Origin of the sequence: Eikenella sp. NML120348 (assembly GCF_001648435.1) — a bacterium.
Taxonomy (GTDB): domain Bacteria; phylum Pseudomonadota; class Gammaproteobacteria; order Burkholderiales; family Neisseriaceae; genus Eikenella; species Eikenella exigua.
Map to the genome: position 1 here is coordinate 1 of NZ_LXSP01000008.1, position 15,764 is coordinate 15,764.

Annotated in this window: 19 protein-coding genes; 2 read left to right on the forward strand and 17 right to left on the reverse strand. The window is 52.6% G+C overall.

What is annotated here, in order from left to right; genetic code table 11:
* Positions 1–193: 193 nt before the first annotated feature.
* Both rpoH and lnt read right to left on the reverse strand, forming a co-directional pair.
* Positions 194–1,045, reverse strand: a complete 852-nt coding sequence (gene rpoH / locus A7P99_RS09230) for an RNA polymerase sigma factor RpoH (RefSeq protein ID WP_067528298.1) — start codon at positions 1,043–1,045, stop codon at positions 194–196.
* Positions 1,046–1,237: 192 nt separating this feature from the next.
* Positions 1,238–2,872 carry an apolipoprotein N-acyltransferase gene (gene lnt / locus A7P99_RS09235; protein WP_067448979.1) on the reverse strand — a complete coding sequence of 545 codons (1,635 nt, stop codon included), beginning with the start codon at positions 2,870–2,872 and terminating at the stop codon, positions 1,238–1,240.
* Positions 2,873–3,093: 221 nt separating this feature from the next.
* On the opposite strand from lnt, the gene coaD reads away from it, so the two are divergent.
* The gene (gene coaD / locus A7P99_RS09240; RefSeq protein WP_067448981.1) at positions 3,094–3,609 is read left to right on the forward strand and encodes a pantetheine-phosphate adenylyltransferase; all 516 of its coding nucleotides are present in this window, start codon (positions 3,094–3,096) and stop codon (positions 3,607–3,609) included.
* A 160-nt stretch (positions 3,610–3,769) separates the two neighbouring features.
* Here the strand turns inward: coaD and A7P99_RS09245 are convergent, their stop codons facing one another.
* The 12 genes from A7P99_RS09245 to A7P99_RS10720 form a co-directional block, all read right to left on the reverse strand.
* Positions 3,770–4,195, reverse strand: a complete 426-nt coding sequence (locus tag A7P99_RS09245) for a F0F1 ATP synthase subunit epsilon (protein ID WP_067448983.1) — start codon at positions 4,193–4,195, stop codon at positions 3,770–3,772.
* Between the two features lie 10 nt (positions 4,196–4,205).
* Positions 4,206–5,603 carry a F0F1 ATP synthase subunit beta gene (gene atpD, locus A7P99_RS09250; protein ID WP_067441805.1) on the reverse strand — a complete coding sequence of 466 codons (1,398 nt, stop codon included), beginning with the start codon at positions 5,601–5,603 and terminating at the stop codon, positions 4,206–4,208.
* Positions 5,604–5,643: 40 nt separating this feature from the next.
* Positions 5,644–6,522, reverse strand: a complete 879-nt coding sequence (atpG, locus tag A7P99_RS09255) for a F0F1 ATP synthase subunit gamma (RefSeq protein ID WP_067448985.1) — start codon at positions 6,520–6,522, stop codon at positions 5,644–5,646.
* Between the two features lie 24 nt (positions 6,523–6,546).
* Positions 6,547–8,094, reverse strand: coding sequence for a F0F1 ATP synthase subunit alpha (atpA, locus tag A7P99_RS09260; RefSeq protein WP_067448988.1), 1,548 nt, complete (start codon positions 8,092–8,094; stop codon positions 6,547–6,549).
* A gap of 9 nt (positions 8,095–8,103) precedes the next feature.
* Positions 8,104–8,649 carry a F0F1 ATP synthase subunit delta gene (locus A7P99_RS09265; RefSeq protein ID WP_067448990.1) on the reverse strand — a complete coding sequence of 182 codons (546 nt, stop codon included), beginning with the start codon at positions 8,647–8,649 and terminating at the stop codon, positions 8,104–8,106.
* Between the two features lie 4 nt (positions 8,650–8,653).
* Positions 8,654–9,124, reverse strand: coding sequence for a F0F1 ATP synthase subunit B (locus tag A7P99_RS09270; protein WP_067528300.1), 471 nt, complete (start codon positions 9,122–9,124; stop codon positions 8,654–8,656).
* A gap of 54 nt (positions 9,125–9,178) precedes the next feature.
* A complete protein-coding gene (gene atpE, locus A7P99_RS09275) occupies positions 9,179–9,433 on the reverse strand; it encodes a F0F1 ATP synthase subunit C (protein WP_067441789.1) in 255 nt (84 codons plus the stop codon).
* A gap of 54 nt (positions 9,434–9,487) precedes the next feature.
* Positions 9,488–10,357: a F0F1 ATP synthase subunit A gene (gene atpB, locus A7P99_RS09280; RefSeq protein ID WP_067448993.1), complete on the reverse strand. Its 870-nt coding sequence runs from the start codon at positions 10,355–10,357 to the stop codon at positions 9,488–9,490.
* Entirely contained in the window at positions 10,350–10,700 is a 351-nt protein-coding gene (locus A7P99_RS09285; RefSeq protein WP_067448995.1) for an ATP synthase subunit I, read from the reverse strand. The genes atpB and A7P99_RS09285 overlap by 8 nt, the downstream gene beginning before the upstream one ends.
* A 176-nt stretch (positions 10,701–10,876) precedes the next feature.
* Positions 10,877–11,740 (reverse strand): ParB/RepB/Spo0J family partition protein, encoded by an 864-nt coding sequence (locus tag A7P99_RS09290; RefSeq protein WP_067448997.1) that lies wholly within the window; start codon positions 11,738–11,740, stop codon positions 10,877–10,879.
* Positions 11,741–11,845: 105 nt separating this feature from the next.
* On the reverse strand, positions 11,846–12,268 hold the full coding sequence (locus A7P99_RS10715; protein WP_369799385.1) for a 16S rRNA (uracil(1498)-N(3))-methyltransferase: 423 nt from the start codon (positions 12,266–12,268) through the stop codon (positions 11,846–11,848).
* A complete protein-coding gene (locus A7P99_RS10720; RefSeq protein ID WP_369799386.1) occupies positions 12,265–12,567 on the reverse strand; it encodes a 16S rRNA (uracil(1498)-N(3))-methyltransferase in 303 nt (100 codons plus the stop codon). Before A7P99_RS10720 ends, A7P99_RS10715 begins: the two co-directional genes overlap by 4 nt.
* A 67-nt stretch (positions 12,568–12,634) precedes the next feature.
* On the opposite strand from A7P99_RS10720, the gene A7P99_RS09300 reads away from it, so the two are divergent.
* Complete coding sequence (locus tag A7P99_RS09300; RefSeq protein WP_067449001.1) at positions 12,635–13,423, forward strand: inositol monophosphatase family protein; 789 nt, start codon at positions 12,635–12,637, stop codon at positions 13,421–13,423.
* A gap of 200 nt (positions 13,424–13,623) precedes the next feature.
* Here the strand turns inward: A7P99_RS09300 and A7P99_RS09305 are convergent, their stop codons facing one another.
* The 3 genes from A7P99_RS09305 to A7P99_RS09315 form a co-directional block, all read right to left on the reverse strand.
* Positions 13,624–14,193 carry a hypothetical protein gene (locus tag A7P99_RS09305; RefSeq protein ID WP_067449003.1) on the reverse strand — a complete coding sequence of 190 codons (570 nt, stop codon included), beginning with the start codon at positions 14,191–14,193 and terminating at the stop codon, positions 13,624–13,626.
* A 139-nt stretch (positions 14,194–14,332) separates the two neighbouring features.
* Positions 14,333–15,145: a symmetrical bis(5'-nucleosyl)-tetraphosphatase gene (locus A7P99_RS09310; RefSeq protein WP_067528303.1), complete on the reverse strand. Its 813-nt coding sequence runs from the start codon at positions 15,143–15,145 to the stop codon at positions 14,333–14,335.
* Positions 15,146–15,303: 158 nt separating this feature from the next.
* Positions 15,304–15,690, reverse strand: a complete 387-nt coding sequence (locus A7P99_RS09315; RefSeq protein ID WP_067441764.1) for a RidA family protein — start codon at positions 15,688–15,690, stop codon at positions 15,304–15,306.
* Positions 15,691–15,764 lie beyond the last annotated feature (74 nt).

Genomic DNA, 15,764 nt, shown 5'->3' on the forward strand with positions numbered 1-15,764 from the left:
CGGTTTCTATCTCTACCACAAACTGCGCTACCGCACCCGGGTGATCCCGCTTGAGGAAGTGGATTTGGGCGACGAGGAAGAGGACGAAGACGAATAAGCCCCCTCATATAAAAGGCTACCTGAAAACGTAAGCCACCATAAAACCAAACACCCAATAAAAAAGACTGCCCTCAGGCAGTCTTTTTTCATCCACTTATTCTTCGCTCATAAAGCCGCGCAGTTTTTGAATAGCTTTGGCTTCTATCTGACGGATGCGCTCGGCGGAAACGCCATATTCAGCGGCCAGCTCGTGCAGGGTACGGCCGCCGCCGTCTTGTAACCAGCGGCTTTCCAAGATACAGCGGCTGCGTTCGTCTAGCTGGGCGAGCGCATTTTGCAGGCCTTCGGTCTGCATAGCGTAGCGGGCTTTTTGGGCGATTTGCTGAGTGGGCTCGTTGCGGGTATCGGCCAACCAGTCGATGGGAGCGTAGCTGTCTTCTTCTCTGTCACTGTTGTCGGGCAGAAGGGCAATGTCTTTGCCGGTCATGCGCTGTTCCATTTCCAGCACTTCGTCCATTTTCACGCCCAAGTCGTCGGCGATGGTTTGCGCTTCTTCAGGTGAGAGGGTGTTCATGCTTTTGCGCATGCTGCGCAGGTTGAAGAAGAGTTTGCGCTGCGGCTTAGTGGTGGCCACGCGCACCATGCGCCAGTTGCGCAGGATGAATTCGTGGATTTCGGCCTTAATCCAATGTACGGCAAAGGAAAACAGGCGGGCACCGCGGTTGGGCTCGTAGCGTTTTACGGCTTTCATCAAGCCAATGTTGCCTTCTTGAATCAGGTCGGCTTGATTGAGGCCGTAGCCATCATAGCCACGCGCGATGGATACAACCACACGCAGATGCGACAAGATCAGTTTCTTGGCAGCTTCCAGGTCACCTTGCAGTTGGCGTACAGCCAGGCTGTGTTCTTCCTCTGCGGTGAGCAACGGAATGCTGTTTACAGTGTGAATATATTGCTCCAAGCTGCCGTGGCCGCTGGGGATGGGCAATGCAAACGCGTTATTCATTGTCTTTTGATTCCTTTTAGTATTTTCTGCCGCCTTCGGCGGTATTTATCTCTTCTGTCTCTTTAGTTACGGGGGTGATTAAACACCCATACTGTGTGATTTTGGTTTACGATAGGTTAAATTTTGTATTTTTTAAATTTTAATTTATTTTCTATATTACTGTAAACAACGGCAACTTCGGGCAAACGGTATCTATTTGCCCTCATATTGCGGCTCGGCACTTGGTTCGCTGCTGTTTTCAGGTAGCCTTTCCTCTGCGGCATCGGGAGCAGGTTTGCGCCGTGGCAGATAGCCGGCCAGCATCAGCAATACGGCCAAACACAACAAGCCACACACCAGGGGCAGCGAGCCGCCCATTTTCATATACGGGGTTTCGCCGCGATAACCTTCGATATTGCCTTCGAGCACGGTGCGGGTGTCGGGCGGGGCGAGTTTCACCACCTGGCCTTGCGGGTTGATGATAGCGGTGGCACCGGTGTTGGTGGCACGTACCATGTAGCGGCCGAGCTCAAGGGAACGGGCTTGCGATATTTGCAAATGCTGGTGGATGGCGTTGGAGCGGACAAACCAGCCCAGATTGCTCACATTGGCCAGGAGGCTGGCTTGTTTGGCAGAGGCAATCAGTTCGTCGCCGAAGCCGTCTTCGTAGCACACGTTAAACGCCACGTGCTGGTTGGCTAAAAGCAACGGAGCTTGGGCGCTGCCGCCACGGTCGAACCCAGCCAAAGGCATGTTCATCATGCGGTACAGCGGCTCGGTGATAGCAGGCAGGGGTTTATATTCACCGAAGGGAACGAGGTGGCTTTTGGCGTAAAACGGGATGTCGTCAGGGCGGTCGGGGTGGTAATTGCTTAAGTTGATCACAGCGTTCAGGTAGCCTGTGCGCTGCTGATTGTATTGGGCAATACCCATGGCGAGCGCGCTGCCGTTGCGCTGGGCTTCGTAGGCAAATTGGTCGAGGACGCCGGGATTATATTCCTGCAAATCCTGCCGCATCACGGGAATGGAGGTTTCGGGCAAGATAGTGATGTCAGCATGGCTGTTGGCTACTTGATCATAGTAGCTTTGTATGGTTTCACTCAGATAGTCGGCATCCCATTTCAAAGTTTGCGCTATATTACCTTGCACCAACGCCACGGTGGCACTGCTGCCGTCGGGCTCAGTGAAACGCACTTGGCGCAGCTGCCAGCCGCCGGCGATAACTCCGATCAGCAGCACAAGCGGCAATACCCGCCGCTTCCAACCTTGGTTGTGCAGCACCAGCACCAGCCATGCGCCGCAAAAGGCACATAGCAGGGTGAGCAAGTGCACACCTCCCACGGGAGCATAGCCGGCCAGTGGGGAAAAGTCGGCCACCTGGCTGTAGCCCAGCGCACCCCAACCGAAGCCGGTAATCGCCCGCTCGCGGGCAAATTCAGCCAATGCCCACAACACGGGCAGCAAAAGGCCAATACGCCAACCACGGGGTAGACGGGCTTTTTCCAGCAACCAGAAGCAAGCAGCAGGATAGAGCGCAAGGTAAGCTGGCAGCAGGATAGTGAGCGGCAGGGCATACAGATTGGGCAGGCCGGATATGTCGTGCAGCGCGGTGTGTATCCAATAGAACTGTGCGGCGTAGCCAACCAACCCGAAGCAATATGCGCCAAACACGCTGTTTTGCGGCCGCAGCTCGGTGAGCCGGATGAGGGCGCCGAACAGCAGCGGCATCAGCCAAAAATGGTAATACGGCGCAAAAGCCAGCGGCGTGGCGGCTGCCAGCAGCATCACCAGCGGCCAGTACACATAGCGCCGACTACACCAATCCTCAAATTTTGCAACCCAATTCATGTTTTCAGGTAGCCTTGATAAAGAAGCGGCATTATATAGCTAAATCATCTCGGCATGGTGCTTTCAGGTAGCCTTTCTGGCTACAGGCTACCTGAAAACGCAATGGCTAAAGATACAAAGCAACGGTCTTAACCTGTACAGCCCACCAAAATAAACTTGCGCTGCCGCAGCAAGCGGGGTAGGCTTCGCCCGTTTTTAATTTGTTGCATGCAGAACCACCCATGAAACCACATCACCGCCGTGCCGTTTACGCCGGCAGTTTCGATCCCCCCACCAACGGCCACCTGTGGATGATCCGCCAAGCGCAGGCCATGTTTGACGAACTTATCGTAGCCATCGGCACCAATCCCGAAAAGCAGGCCACCTATACACTGGAAGAGCGCAAAGCCATGCTGGTGGACATCACCGCCGAATTTCCCAACGTGTGCGTTACCCAGTTTCATAACCGCTTTCTGGTTGATTTTGCCGATAGTATTCAAGCCGATTTCGTGGTGCGCGGCATCCGCAGCGGCTCAGACTATGAATACGAACGTGCCATGCGCTACATCAACGCCGACCTGCAACCAACCATCACCACCGTTATCCTGATGCCGCCGCGCGAATTTGCCGAAGTATCGTCCACCATGGTTAAAGGCATGGTCGGCCCGCAAAACTGGCAGAAAACCATCCGCCGCTACATACCTGATGCCGTGTACCGCAAAATACTAACCGACCACGGCTGTTCGGCTGAGGATTGATTGTCCGCCATCCGCCTCTCAAGGTAGGCTACCTGAAAACGGTATTACCGGCAGAACAGTCATGCTCTCCTTGCCTCAGTCTTTTCAGGTAGCCTTAGCTGCCAAGAAAAATAAAGCACGATTACATCGTGCTTTATTTTCGTTCGTCAAGCCGGTTGGTTTAGCGCTTATTTTTAATACGCAGGTAATTGAGAGCTTTCAGTTCGGCCAGCGCAATTGCCAACGCTGCCTGAGCTTTAGCCATTGACTCATCATCTTTGGCATGTTTCACGCCGGCTTCAGCAGCTTTTCTAGCTTCCTCCGCACGTGCCTGATCCAGCTCGGCACTACGCACAGCCACGTCAGCCAAAATCATGATTTTATGTGGCTGCACTTCCAGAATACCGCCGGAAATAGCCACCAACACTTCTTCTTCCTGCTCCGGCACCTGCAAACGCAGCACACCGGGGCGCACCAAGCTCATAATCGGCTCGTGGCGCGGGTAAATACCGAGCTCGCCGTTTAGGGTCGGCACCACGGCAAAGCTGGCTTCGCCGGAGTAGATGCTCTCCTCGTTGCTGACCACATCAACTTGCATGATACTCATGCTGCATTCCTCAGTTCAGGGTTTTGGCTTTTTCCACAGCCTCTTCGATGCCGCCTACCATATAGAAGGCCTGCTCCGGCAGGTGGTCGTATTCGCCGCTCAGAATAGCTTTGAAGCCGGCCACGGTATCGCGCAGCGAAACGTATTTGCCGGGTGAGCCGGTAAACACTTCTGCCACGTGGAAAGGCTGCGACAGGAAACGCTGGATCTTACGGGCACGCATCACAGTCATCTTATCCTCGTCAGATAACTCGTCCATACCCAAAATGGCGATGATGTCGCGCAACTCTTTATATTTCTGCAAGGTAGATTGCACGCCACGAGCCACATCATAATGTTCCTGGCCGAGCACCATTGGATCGAGCTGGCGAGAAGTGGAGTCCAGCGGGTCTACCGCAGGATAGATACCAAGGGAGGCAATATCGCGGCTCAATACTACAGTCGCATCCAAGTGGGCAAACGTAGTGGCGGGAGACGGGTCGGTCAAGTCGTCGGCCGGCACATATACGGCTTGGATAGAGGTAATGGAGCCAGTTTGGGTGGAAGTAATACGCTCCTGCAAACGACCCATTTCTTCAGCCAACGTCGGCTGATAACCCACGGCAGAAGGCATACGGCCAAGCAGGGCGGATACTTCTGTACCGGCCAGGGTATAGCGATAAATATTGTCCACAAAGAACAATACGTCACGACCTTTGCCGTTTTCGTCTTTTTCGTCACGGAAGTATTCAGCCATCGACAAACCGGTTAGAGCAACACGCAGGCGGTTACCAGGCGGCTCGTTCATCTGGCCGTACACCATGGCCACTTTATCCAACACGTTGGAGTCTTTCATTTCGTGGTAGAAGTCATTGCCTTCACGGGTACGCTCGCCCACGCCGGCAAATACGGAGAGACCACTGTGCGCTTTTGCAATGTTGTTAATCAGCTCCATCATATTCACGGTTTTGCCCACGCCAGCACCACCAAACAGACCCACTTTACCACCTTTGGCAAATGGGCAAAGCAAATCAATCACCTTAATGCCTGTTTCCAACAATTCGGTAGTACTAGAGAGTTCGTCGAACTTAGGTGCAAATTGATGAATAGCACGGGTATGTTCAGAACCGATTGGACCTTGCTCGTCCACAGGGTTACCCAAAACATCCATGATGCGACCCAGGGTAGCTTTACCCACCGGCACAGTAATCGGTGCACCAGTATTTTGCACGGCCACGCCGCGTTTCAAACCGTCTGTACTACCCATCGCAATGGTGCGGACAACGCCATCGCCAAGCTGCTGTTGCACTTCTAGCGTCAAATCAGTATCGACCAGTTTGAGTGCATCGTAAACACGTGGAATAGCGGTACGCGGAAACTCCACATCGACTACCGCACCAATAATTTGTACGATTTTTCCTTGGTTCATTTATCTATCCTAAATATTCAAATCTGCCTGCTCTACCCACCTATACTGCAGCAGCACCGGCTACAATTTCCGACAATTCAGTGGTAATCGCTGCCTGACGGGATTTGTTGTAAATCAGGCGTAATTCCTTAATTGCATTACTTGCATTATCCGTAGCGGCCTTCATTGCCACCATGCGGGCAGACTGCTCGGAAGCCATGTTCTCACACAAAGCCTGATACACTACCGATTCTAAATAACGGCGCACCAAAAATTCCAGCACCAAAATTGGCGATGGCTCATAGATATATTCTCGGCCATATTCTTCTGCTTCCGATATTTCGTTCAGCACATTGTGACCGATAGGTAGCAAGGTCTCTAAGTTCGGCTCTTGGCACATAGTATTGATAAATCTAGAATACACCAAGTGCACAATATCCAAGCCACCATCAGCATAACGCTGAAACGCTTCAGTCAGCGAGCCAAGCAACACTTCCATCTTCGGGGTGTCGCCCAAACTTACCGCACTGGCCACTACATTGAGGCCAGCACGATTACAGGCAGCCAACCCTTTGCTACCGAAGCAGATAACTTCCACTTCCACACCCTGCTGCTGGTATTCTTGCACTTGTCCGAAAAACTTCTTTAGCAAGTTGGCATTCAACCCGCCACACAAGCCTTTGTCGGCAGTAATTAAGATGAAGCCGGCACGCCGAATATTTTCCCGACTTTCCAAGATTGGCAACTGCTTATGCTCGGTTTCTACCTGTGCCAAGTGACTCATCACCACGCGCACTTTCTCGGCATAAGGCCGTGCCAAATGCATTCTGTCCTGCGTTTTCCGCATTTTGGAAGTCGACACCATCTGCATGGCTTTGGTAATCTTCTGTGTATTCTGTACACTGCGGATTTTCGTGAGGATTTCTTTCCCTACTGCCATTTCAGACTTTTCCTTTTCTGCGGTTTAGGCCGAGTAATTGCGAGAGGCTTTAAATGTATTGATGGCTTCAGTCAAAACTTGCTCGTTCTCATCACTCATTACGCCTTGCTGATTTATTTGATCCAACACATCGGTGTGCTGTGTGCGCACATAGCCTAAGAAATCAGCCTCAAATGCCAATGCCTTGGATACTGGCACATCCTCGTAAAAGCCTTTGTTAATTGCCCACAAGGTCAAAGCCATCTCAGCAATACTCATTGTGCTGAATTGTTTTTGCTTCATCAATTCAGTAACCACTTCACCGTGTTGCAGCTGTTTGCGGGTAGCTTCATCCAAATCAGAAGCAAATTGAGAGAATGCAGCCAATTCGCGATATTGAGCCAAAGCCAAACGGATACCTCCACCCAATTTCTTGATAACCTTAGTTTGAGCGGAGCCACCTACACGCGATACAGAAATACCTGCGTTAATGGCCGGACGAATACCTGAGTTGAACAAATCAGTTTCCAAGAAAATCTGGCCATCAGTAATAGAAATTACGTTAGTTGGCACAAAAGCAGATACGTCACCCGCTTGGGTCTCGATAATTGGCAATGCAGTCAACGACCCGGTTTTGCCTTTTACTTCGCCATTTGTGCGCTTTTCCACCTCATCGGCATTGATACGTGCAGCACGCTCCAACAGGCGGCTATGTAGATAGAATACGTCACCCGGATAAGCTTCGCGACCAGGCGGACGACGCAACAGCAAAGAAATTTGACGATAGGCAACAGCTTGTTTAGACAAATCATCATATACAATCAATGCATCTTCGCCACGATCGCGGAAATATTCGCCCATTGTGCAGCCGGAATATGGGGCAATGAATTGCAGGGCAGCTGCTTCGGAAGCAGTTGCTGCCACCACGATGGTATGCTCCATCGCGCCATGCTCCTCCAGTTTGCGTACCACATTGGCAATAGAAGAGGCTTTTTGGCCAATTGCCACATAAATACAGATAACACCAGTACCCTTTTGATTAACAATCGCATCCAACGCAACAGCTGTCTTACCGGTTTGGCGGTCACCGATAATCAATTCGCGCTGACCACGACCAATCGGCACCATGGAATCCACCGATTTCAAACCAGTTTGCATCGGCTGATCCACGGATTGACGCGCAATTACACCCGGAGCGATTTTCTCAATCGGCGCAGTTTCTTTAGTGTTAATTGGGCCTTTGCCGTCAATCGGTTGCCCCAACGCATTCACTACGCGGCCAACTAGCTCACGACCAACTGGTACTTCCAAAATACGGCCGGTACATTTGACTTGATCGCCTTCTTTAATGTGCTCGTACTCGCCCAATACAATCGCACCAACCGAGTCACGCTCCAAGTTCATGGCCAAACCGAAAGTATTGCCGGGGAACTCTAACATCTCACCCTGCATTACATCCGATAATCCGTGCACGCGCACGATACCATCGGTCACAGAAATCACACCCCCATAGGTGTTGGCTTCTTGCTTTACATTCAGGTTCTCAATTTTAGATTTTAATAATTCACTGATTTCAGCAGGATTAAGCTGCATGAAACTCTCCTAATTTATCATGGCCGTATACAGGTTTTTTAACTTCCCTTGCACGGACAAGTCTAAAACTTTATCTCCAACTTCAATTTTGATACCACCAATCAGCTCGGGCACCACTTTTAAGGTAGCCTCCAGCTTGTGGCCAAATTTCTGCTGGCAATCGCTCACCACCTTGGCAAACTGTCCTTCACTCATCGGGAAAGCACTGTAAATTATGGCCTTCTGTATATGGTCTTTTGCCAATACCAGTACTTGGTATTGGTTATAAACTTCCGGCAAAACGAACAACCTACCTCCTTCAGCCAGCACATACAGGAAGTTTTTGAAATCTACATGTTGTGGCGTATGGATACCGTCAAGCAATCCAATCAAAGTATCTGCCTTCTGGTGGGGTGCAATGCCGGCATCGTCCAGCAATGTGGCAAGCTTAGGTTGGCCGACAGCCCACGCCAAATCTTTTAGCTTCTCCAGCCAAAGTTCGACTTGACTTTTTTCAGACGCCAATTCAAATAAGGCTTTAGCATACGGCCTGGCAATAGTGGCAAGTTCAGCCATAGTTTTACAGCTCCTGCTTCAACATACCCAGCAACTGGGCATGTTTATCGGCATTAATCTCGCTGCACAGAATCTGCTCAGCACCTTTAACTGCCAGTGCCGCCACCTGCTCACGCAGAGCCTCACGTGCCCGATTAACTTCCTGCTCCACATCAGTCTTAGCCTGCGCAGCAACACGAGCAGCCTCGTCAGAAGCCTGTTTTTTAGCATCCTCAACAATTTGAGAAGCCCGCCTCTCTGCGTTAGTGATGATTTCAGCAACTTGATTGCGGCCTTCAGCCATGAATTCGGCCACACGCTTTTCAGCCTGTTCAAAATCACTTTTCCCGCGCTCGGCAGCTGCCAAGCCCTCGGCAATTTTGCTGGCTCGCTCATCCAAAGCCTTAGCGATGGGTGGCCACACGAACTTCACGGTAAACCACACCAACAAGCAGAAGACAATTATCTGTATGATTAAAGATGAATTAATATTCACTTTACTCGACCTTCACAGTTAGGGTTAAAACAAACGTCAGAAGTTTGTGTAATCTTAACCTGCAACTGCCGGAGCAAACGGATTCACGAAGGCGAACAGCAAAGCAACGGCTACGCCGATCAGGAATGCTGCGTCAATCAAACCGGCAATCAGGAACAATTTGGTTTGCAGCGGTTCAATCAGTTCAGGCTGGCGGGCAGAAGCCTCCAGATATTTTGAACCCACGAATGCGATACTGGCCGCAGCAGCCACAGCACCGAACGCAACAATCAAGCCGCAAGTGATGGCCAATACACTATTCAAATCCATTTGAAACTCCTTATCTAAAAGTGAAGTTAAACTACTACAAAAAACAACAAACTACTAATGGGAACTATGTGCCTGGCCGATATACACAAAAGCCAAAGCAACGAAAATAAATGCTTGTAACACGATAACCAAAATATGGAACACCGCCCAAACAAATCCAGCCAAAATATGGAAAAATGCCAAAACAGGATCTACCCAAGTAACTGCTTCACCCGGCATTGCCCAAGCACCGCCTAACATAGCAATCAGCAAAAACACCAATTCACCAGCATACATATTACCGAACAGACGCATACCGTGAGAAATAGTTTTGGACGAAAACTCCACCAGATTCAAAACAAAATTGAACGGAGCCAGCCAAATACCGAACGGCGCAGCGAACAGTTCATGAATCCAGCCACCCAAGCCTTTAAGCTTGATATTAAACATAAAGCAGGTAAGCAGCACACCAATCGATATACCCAGAGTAATATTCAAATCCGCAGTCGGCACCACGCGCAGCAAGGCGTGGTGATTACCGGTTACACGCTGCCAAACCCACGGCAACAAATCCACCGGCAAAAAGTCCATGCTATTCATCAACACAATCCAAACAAACAGCGCCAAACCCAGCGGCGCCACTGTTTTACGCGATTGCTCGTTGTGAATCATGCCCTTGCACAAATTATCGATAAACTCGAACAAGATTTCTACGGCAGCCTGAAAACGCCCCGGCACACCTGGCGTAGCCTTGCGAGCAGCATACCACATCACCAGCGAACCGAGAATCGCCAAAAAGGCCGCAATAAAAAGGGAATCCAAGTTTATAAATGAGAAGTCGGCAATATTTTGCAGACCCTGTCCTTTGCCCACATCCGACAGACTGGTCAAGCTTTGCAAATGGTGCTTGATGTAGTCGGCTGCACTCATGCTCTCACTAGCCATACTTCTTAGCTTTCCAAAATATCAACAACACCGCATGACTCACCGCACCCAACCCGACAATAAACGGAACGAACACGATGTGTTGGCGATAAAAAACAAACACCAGCGTCATCAACACGAGCGCCAGTACTATTTTTAAACTTTCTCCCAGCCAAAATGCGCTGCCGCGCCATTTCGGAAACTTCAGGAAAAACCTTAAAACCAGTACTGCCAAGATGGTGGGCAAAGCGTAACACAAACAACCCAGCGCCGCTGACTTTGCTGCAACGACACCGGAAGACACCCAAAAAACAGCAACAAGTATCGCCGTGATTGCTAATTGGAGATAAATTGTTGCCGCCATACATCCATCTTCACACACACTAAATGTTAGCTTTTTGAATATAAGCAAAAACGCCAACAAAGTCAAGAAAAGTGTTAATTCTTGTCAAACAATATCAATGCTCATAGCATTAAAGGCTACCTGAAAATCGAGCACGCATAATTTCCGAGCGCCCGAAACCACAGACAAGCCTTTGCTCAACCAGGCAACTTCACATCCAGCTGCTGCATCAACCGTGCAAAGGTTTCCGGGCTGTCGAAATGCAACACCACCTTACCGCGTTTGTAGTTGGCAGTTTGCACTTCCGCGCGCACACCCAATTTTTCCGTAAGCGCCTCGTTCAGGTAGCGTATATCCGGGCTGACGGTTTTCGATTTTTTCTCCTGTGGCGCCTGTTGTGCCAGCTGGCTGCGCCGCTCCACCTCACGCACCGACCAACCATTTTTTACCGCCTTCTGCGCCAAGGAAAGCTGCTCCATCACCGGCAGCGACAACAAGGCCCGCGCGTGCCCCATTTCCAGCTGGCGTAAAAACAGCATTTCCTGCACCGGCTCGGGCAAAGCCAACAGGCGCAGGCTATTTGACACCGCGCTGCGGCTGCGACCTACTGCCTTGGCTACGGTTTCATGCGTGAGGCCGAATTCATCCACCAAACGCTTCAAACCCTGCGCCTCTTCAATCGGATTGAGGTTTTCGCGCTGGATATTCTCAATCAAGCCCATCGCCAGCGCCGCTTCGTCGCCAATGCTCTTAATCACCACTGGAATTTCGGTCAACCCCGCCAGCTGGCTGGCACGCCACCGGCGCTCGCCGGCAATCAGTTCGTATTGCGACAGGCCGTGCTCACGCACGATAACCGGCTGGATCACGCCCTGCGCTTTAATCGAATCGGCCAGCTCCTGCAAGCCTTCGTCGTCCATTTGCGAACGTGGCTGATAACGACCCGGCTTGATGTCGCGCACCGGCACGCTGGTCAGTCTGTCGCCGCTGCTGTCGCCCACCGCGCCGGCCAACAAAGAATCCAAGCCCCGGCCGCCGAGGCCGCTTTTCGGTTTTGCCATTTATCTGCTTCCTAATCCAGTTATTTTTTCAGGTAGCCTCTAAGGTAAGGAAGAAGGCTACCTGAAAACTTTCAATTCGCGTATTTTAGCACAGCGCCCATGCCGCTAAAAATCGCCCCACAAGGCCTGCATCGCCGCCAATGCCGCCATCGCCGCCGTTTCAGTGCGCAACACCCGTGCGCCCAGCTGCACCGCCTGAAACCCATACGAGCGTGCCAAATCCTCTTCTTCTGCCGTCAACCCGCCTTCCGGCCCAATCAACAACACCGCGCTTTGCACCGGCGGCAGACTGCGCAGCGGCACGCCACCATGCGGGCTCAACAGCAGCCGCGCTCCCGAATCGGCCGGCAGCACGGCCAGCACCTGCGGCAAATCGGCAATCGGCACCACAGGCGGCACTTCGTTGCGCCCGCATTGCTCACAGGCCGAGATAGCGATTTCCTGCCAGCGCCGCACCTTTTTCTCCGACCGCTCGCCCGAAAGCCGCACATTCGAGCGCGTGGAAACCGCCGGCACGATGCGTTTCACCCCCAATTCCGTGCCCTTCTGTACCGCAAAATCCATCTTTCCGAAGCCGATACCGCCTGAATCAACGTAACCGCCAGCGGCGATTCGCGCGATTCCAAGAGCAACTTATCCACCCGCACCAGCGCCTGTTTGCGCCCGATTTCCAGCAACTCTGCCGCTGCCGCCTGCCCCTGCCCGTCAAACAACACCAGCGGTGCACCCGCCTGCAAGCGCAGCACTTGGATATGCCGGCACACATTTTCAGGTAGCCTCAGCACCTCGCCGGCAACAAAAGTTTGCGGAACATAAAAACGCGGCATCTGTTGTTTACCCCGAAAAATGGTTAATATCCCGTTTCTATCAGAAAAGCATCGGGAAGGAAAGATTTTGCTCAACCGTTTAGCAGAACTGGTTCGCGAAGTGGCACAAACCGCCGTGATGCCGCGTTTTCTCAACGCCGCCGTCAGCACCAAAAGCGACGGTACCCGCCTCACCGAAGCCGACCTGCACGCCCAAGCCCTATTTGCTCAAAAGCTGCCGCAAATCATCGACTGCCCGATGCTGGGCGAAGAAATGAGCGCCGACGAACAACACGCCATGTGGCAGCACGCCGCAACCGGGCTGTGGGTGGTCGACCCTATCGACGGCACCAACAACTTCATCAACGGCCTGCCGCACTTCGCCCTCTCCGTGGCCTACATCCGCCACGGCCGCGCCCAACTGGGCGCTATTTTCCACCCCATGATGCAGGAAATGTTCACTGCCGAACGCGGTCACGGCGCACACCTCAACGGCCGTCCCCTGCCCCTGCGCCTCACGCCGAAAAAACTCAACGAATCCATTGCCGGCGTGGAAGTGAAATACCTGCGCTCCGGCAAGCTCGCCAGCCGCATGCAAACCCTCCACCCCTTCGGCTCACAGCGCAGCATGGGCGCCAGCACGCTCGACTGGTGCTACCTCGCCGCCGGCCGCTACGACCTCTACCTACATGGCGGTCAAAAACTGTGGGACTATGCCGCCGGCACCCTGATTTACGAAGAAGCCGGCGGCCGCCTGGCTACGCTGGAAGGCGACGACTTTTGGAGTGGCGAACACGTTTTCAAACGCTCCGTTATCGCCGGCCTGCAACCCGACCTGTTCGACCGCTGGCTGGCTTGGATCCGGGCGAATCAGTAGGCAGAAAGGCTGCCTGGAAACGAACTCAGTAAGTTTCTGCGAAGCTAAAGTTTTAGAGAGCCTCTGATAAGCGCAAGACTGCCTGAACAATATTCGCCACAAAAAAAGCTATCTGAAACCGCCCACACACTTTCAGGTAGCCTCCCCCCCACAAAAAAGCTGCCCGCCAAGGCAGCTTTTTCCATTCTCATTACACCAGCTTAGCGGCGGCGTTGCGGGCGGTTACCGCGAACCGGAGCGGCTTGGCGGGTTACCCTGCAGTTTTCCAGCACGGCCACGGGATTTACCGGATTACCAGCGTCATCCACGCTCTGCGCCTGCAGCAAGGCGATGGCATTGGTGCGGGTCACGTTGGTGGGGGTGGCTTTGCCGGTTACCCAAATCACGCCGTTGCTGTAGTAGCTATTTTGCTGTTGGCCATTGCTGTCGTTAAGCACGCGCCACAGGCCGGGGGAAACTTTATCGTTGATTTTCAGTTGAGTTACCACTAAGGTATCGCTCTTGATGCCATACATGGCGCTCACTTTTTGCTGCTGGCCGTTACCGGCTTGGCAGGTGTAGTGCACTTCTACGGTTTTATCGATGCTGTCTACTTGGGCTACCTGAATCTTGCCAATGGCAGCAGTAGCTTCACCGTTGCCTTGCTGCGCTTGCTGACCCTGCTGGGTTTGCTGGGTTTGCGGCTGATTGCCTTCAGGGGCTTTGCTGCTGGAGCAAGCGCTCAGTGCCAATACGGCGATGGCGGCGGGGATGACTAATTTGCTGTTCATGGGTAACTCCTTAATCGGTTGAAAAACATGCCACGGCAAGGGCTCGGGCAGGCACAAACAGGCGACATTGTAACAAAAGCCCGCCCTGCCCGCCTGCCTGTTCGTGTTAACAAACATTAAATCATGTAGAGACAATAGCTTAACCAAACTTCTTGGGCTGTTTGGAGGCTACCTGAAAAATCTGCTGCGTATCTAAATCCAGCGCAGTGAGCTGGCCGCCCCACAGCGCGCCGGTATCGATGCCGCACACCTGCTCGCCGCGATACAGGCCGAGTGCCGACCAATGGCCAAATACGGTTTGATAGCCAAGGGTTTGCCGGTTGGGCGCGCGGAACCAGGGCATGAAGTCAGATGGCATTTCGGGCAGGGTGGCTTTGTAGTCGAAATCCATGCGGCCGTCGCGGTGCAGGGCGCGCATGCGGGTGAACACATTGGTGGCAAAGCGCAGGCGTTCGGTTTCGTTATCGGCGCAGTCGCTATCGGGCGTGTTGCCATACATATGGGCAAAAAACCAATCGGGGCGGCTTTGCAGGGCGGTAGCCACTTCGACGGCACGCTGCTGTGCAGTTTCGGCCGTCCATTGCGGCCAAATGCCGGCGTGCACGATCAGGTTATTGCCGTGTTGCAGCATCAGGGGCTGGTGCAGCAGCCAATCGAGCAGCGATTGGCGATCGGGGGCGGCGAGAATGTCGCCCACAGTGTCGCTACGCTTGAGTTTGCCGTGACCGTGGGCGATGGCCAAGAGATGGAGGTCGTGATTGCCGAGCACGGTTCGGATGCTGCTTTCGTGCTGTTTGATGTAGCACAGGCAGTCGAGGGATTGGGGGCCGCGGTTGACGATATCGCCCACCAGCCAAAGGGTGTCGCGGCCGTGGTTGAAGCCGATGTGTGCCAGCAGGGTTTGAAATTCGGCGAAACAGCCTTGCAGGTCGCCGATTGCGTAGTGTGCCATGATGTTTGTGTTAGAGGGTGATTTATAGTGGGTTGAGTAAAGCGAAAAGCTACCTGAAACTTTCCCTTCGCCGAAGCTCGGCCTTGGTTGCGCCAAGACATCAGCTCACTCTGTTGAAGTTCTGTTTTCAGGTAGCCTCTATAATACTTTTATGTGCTTTAAGCGTTCAGTACCACCACACCTTCCACTTCCACCAGCACACCTTTTGGCAGGGCGGACACCTGCACGGCAGCGCGAGCGGGGAAGGGTTCGCGGCAGTATTCGCCCATGATTTGGTTGAAGATAGCAAAGTTGGAGAGGTCGGTGAGGTAGGCGTTGAGTTTCACCACATCGTCGAAACTGCCACCGGCGGCTTCAATCACGGCTTTGAGGTTTTCAAACACTTGGCGGGTTTGCTCAGCAAAGCCGCCTTCCACCACCTGCATGGTGGCAGGCACCAGCGGAATCTGGCCGCTTAAATAGATAGTATTGCCGGCACGCACGGCTTGGGAATAAGCACCGATGGCGGCAGGGGCATTGTTAGTATGAATGATGGTTTTGGCCATAATGGAACTCCTTATATGTTGATTGCTGAAAAGAGTCTTAATTATATCGCCAACGGCAGGGGCAAACCAAACAG

Coding starts and splice junctions, on each gene's coding strand:
- A7P99_RS09285 (WP_067448995.1), bottom strand. CDS start 10,700: ATGGCGGCAACAATTTATCTCCAATTAGCAATCACGGCGATACTTGTT.
- rpoH (WP_067528298.1), bottom strand. CDS start 1,045: ATGAATAACGCGTTTGCATTGCCCATCCCCAGCGGCCACGGCAGCTTG.
- lnt (WP_067448979.1), bottom strand. CDS start 2,872: ATGAATTGGGTTGCAAAATTTGAGGATTGGTGTAGTCGGCGCTATGTG.
- coaD (WP_067448981.1), top strand. CDS start 3,094: ATGAAACCACATCACCGCCGTGCCGTTTACGCCGGCAGTTTCGATCCC.
- atpD (WP_067441805.1), bottom strand. CDS start 5,603: ATGAACCAAGGAAAAATCGTACAAATTATTGGTGCGGTAGTCGATGTG.
- atpG (WP_067448985.1), bottom strand. CDS start 6,522: ATGGCAGTAGGGAAAGAAATCCTCACGAAAATCCGCAGTGTACAGAAT.
- A7P99_RS09305 (WP_067449003.1), bottom strand. CDS start 14,193: ATGAACAGCAAATTAGTCATCCCCGCCGCCATCGCCGTATTGGCACTG.
- A7P99_RS09290 (WP_067448997.1), bottom strand. CDS start 11,740: ATGGCAAAACCGAAAAGCGGCCTCGGCGGCCGGGGCTTGGATTCTTTG.
- atpB (WP_067448993.1), bottom strand. CDS start 10,357: ATGGCTAGTGAGAGCATGAGTGCAGCCGACTACATCAAGCACCATTTG.
- A7P99_RS09265 (WP_067448990.1), bottom strand. CDS start 8,649: ATGGCTGAACTTGCCACTATTGCCAGGCCGTATGCTAAAGCCTTATTT.
- A7P99_RS09245 (WP_067448983.1), bottom strand. CDS start 4,195: ATGAGTATCATGCAAGTTGATGTGGTCAGCAACGAGGAGAGCATCTAC.
- atpE (WP_067441789.1), bottom strand. CDS start 9,433: ATGGATTTGAATAGTGTATTGGCCATCACTTGCGGCTTGATTGTTGCG.
- A7P99_RS09315 (WP_067441764.1), bottom strand. CDS start 15,690: ATGGCCAAAACCATCATTCATACTAACAATGCCCCTGCCGCCATCGGT.
- atpA (WP_067448988.1), bottom strand. CDS start 8,094: ATGCAGCTTAATCCTGCTGAAATCAGTGAATTATTAAAATCTAAAATT.
- A7P99_RS10720 (WP_369799386.1), bottom strand. CDS start 12,567: ATGCCGCGTTTTTATGTTCCGCAAACTTTTGTTGCCGGCGAGGTGCTG.
- A7P99_RS09310 (WP_067528303.1), bottom strand. CDS start 15,145: ATGGCACACTACGCAATCGGCGACCTGCAAGGCTGTTTCGCCGAATTT.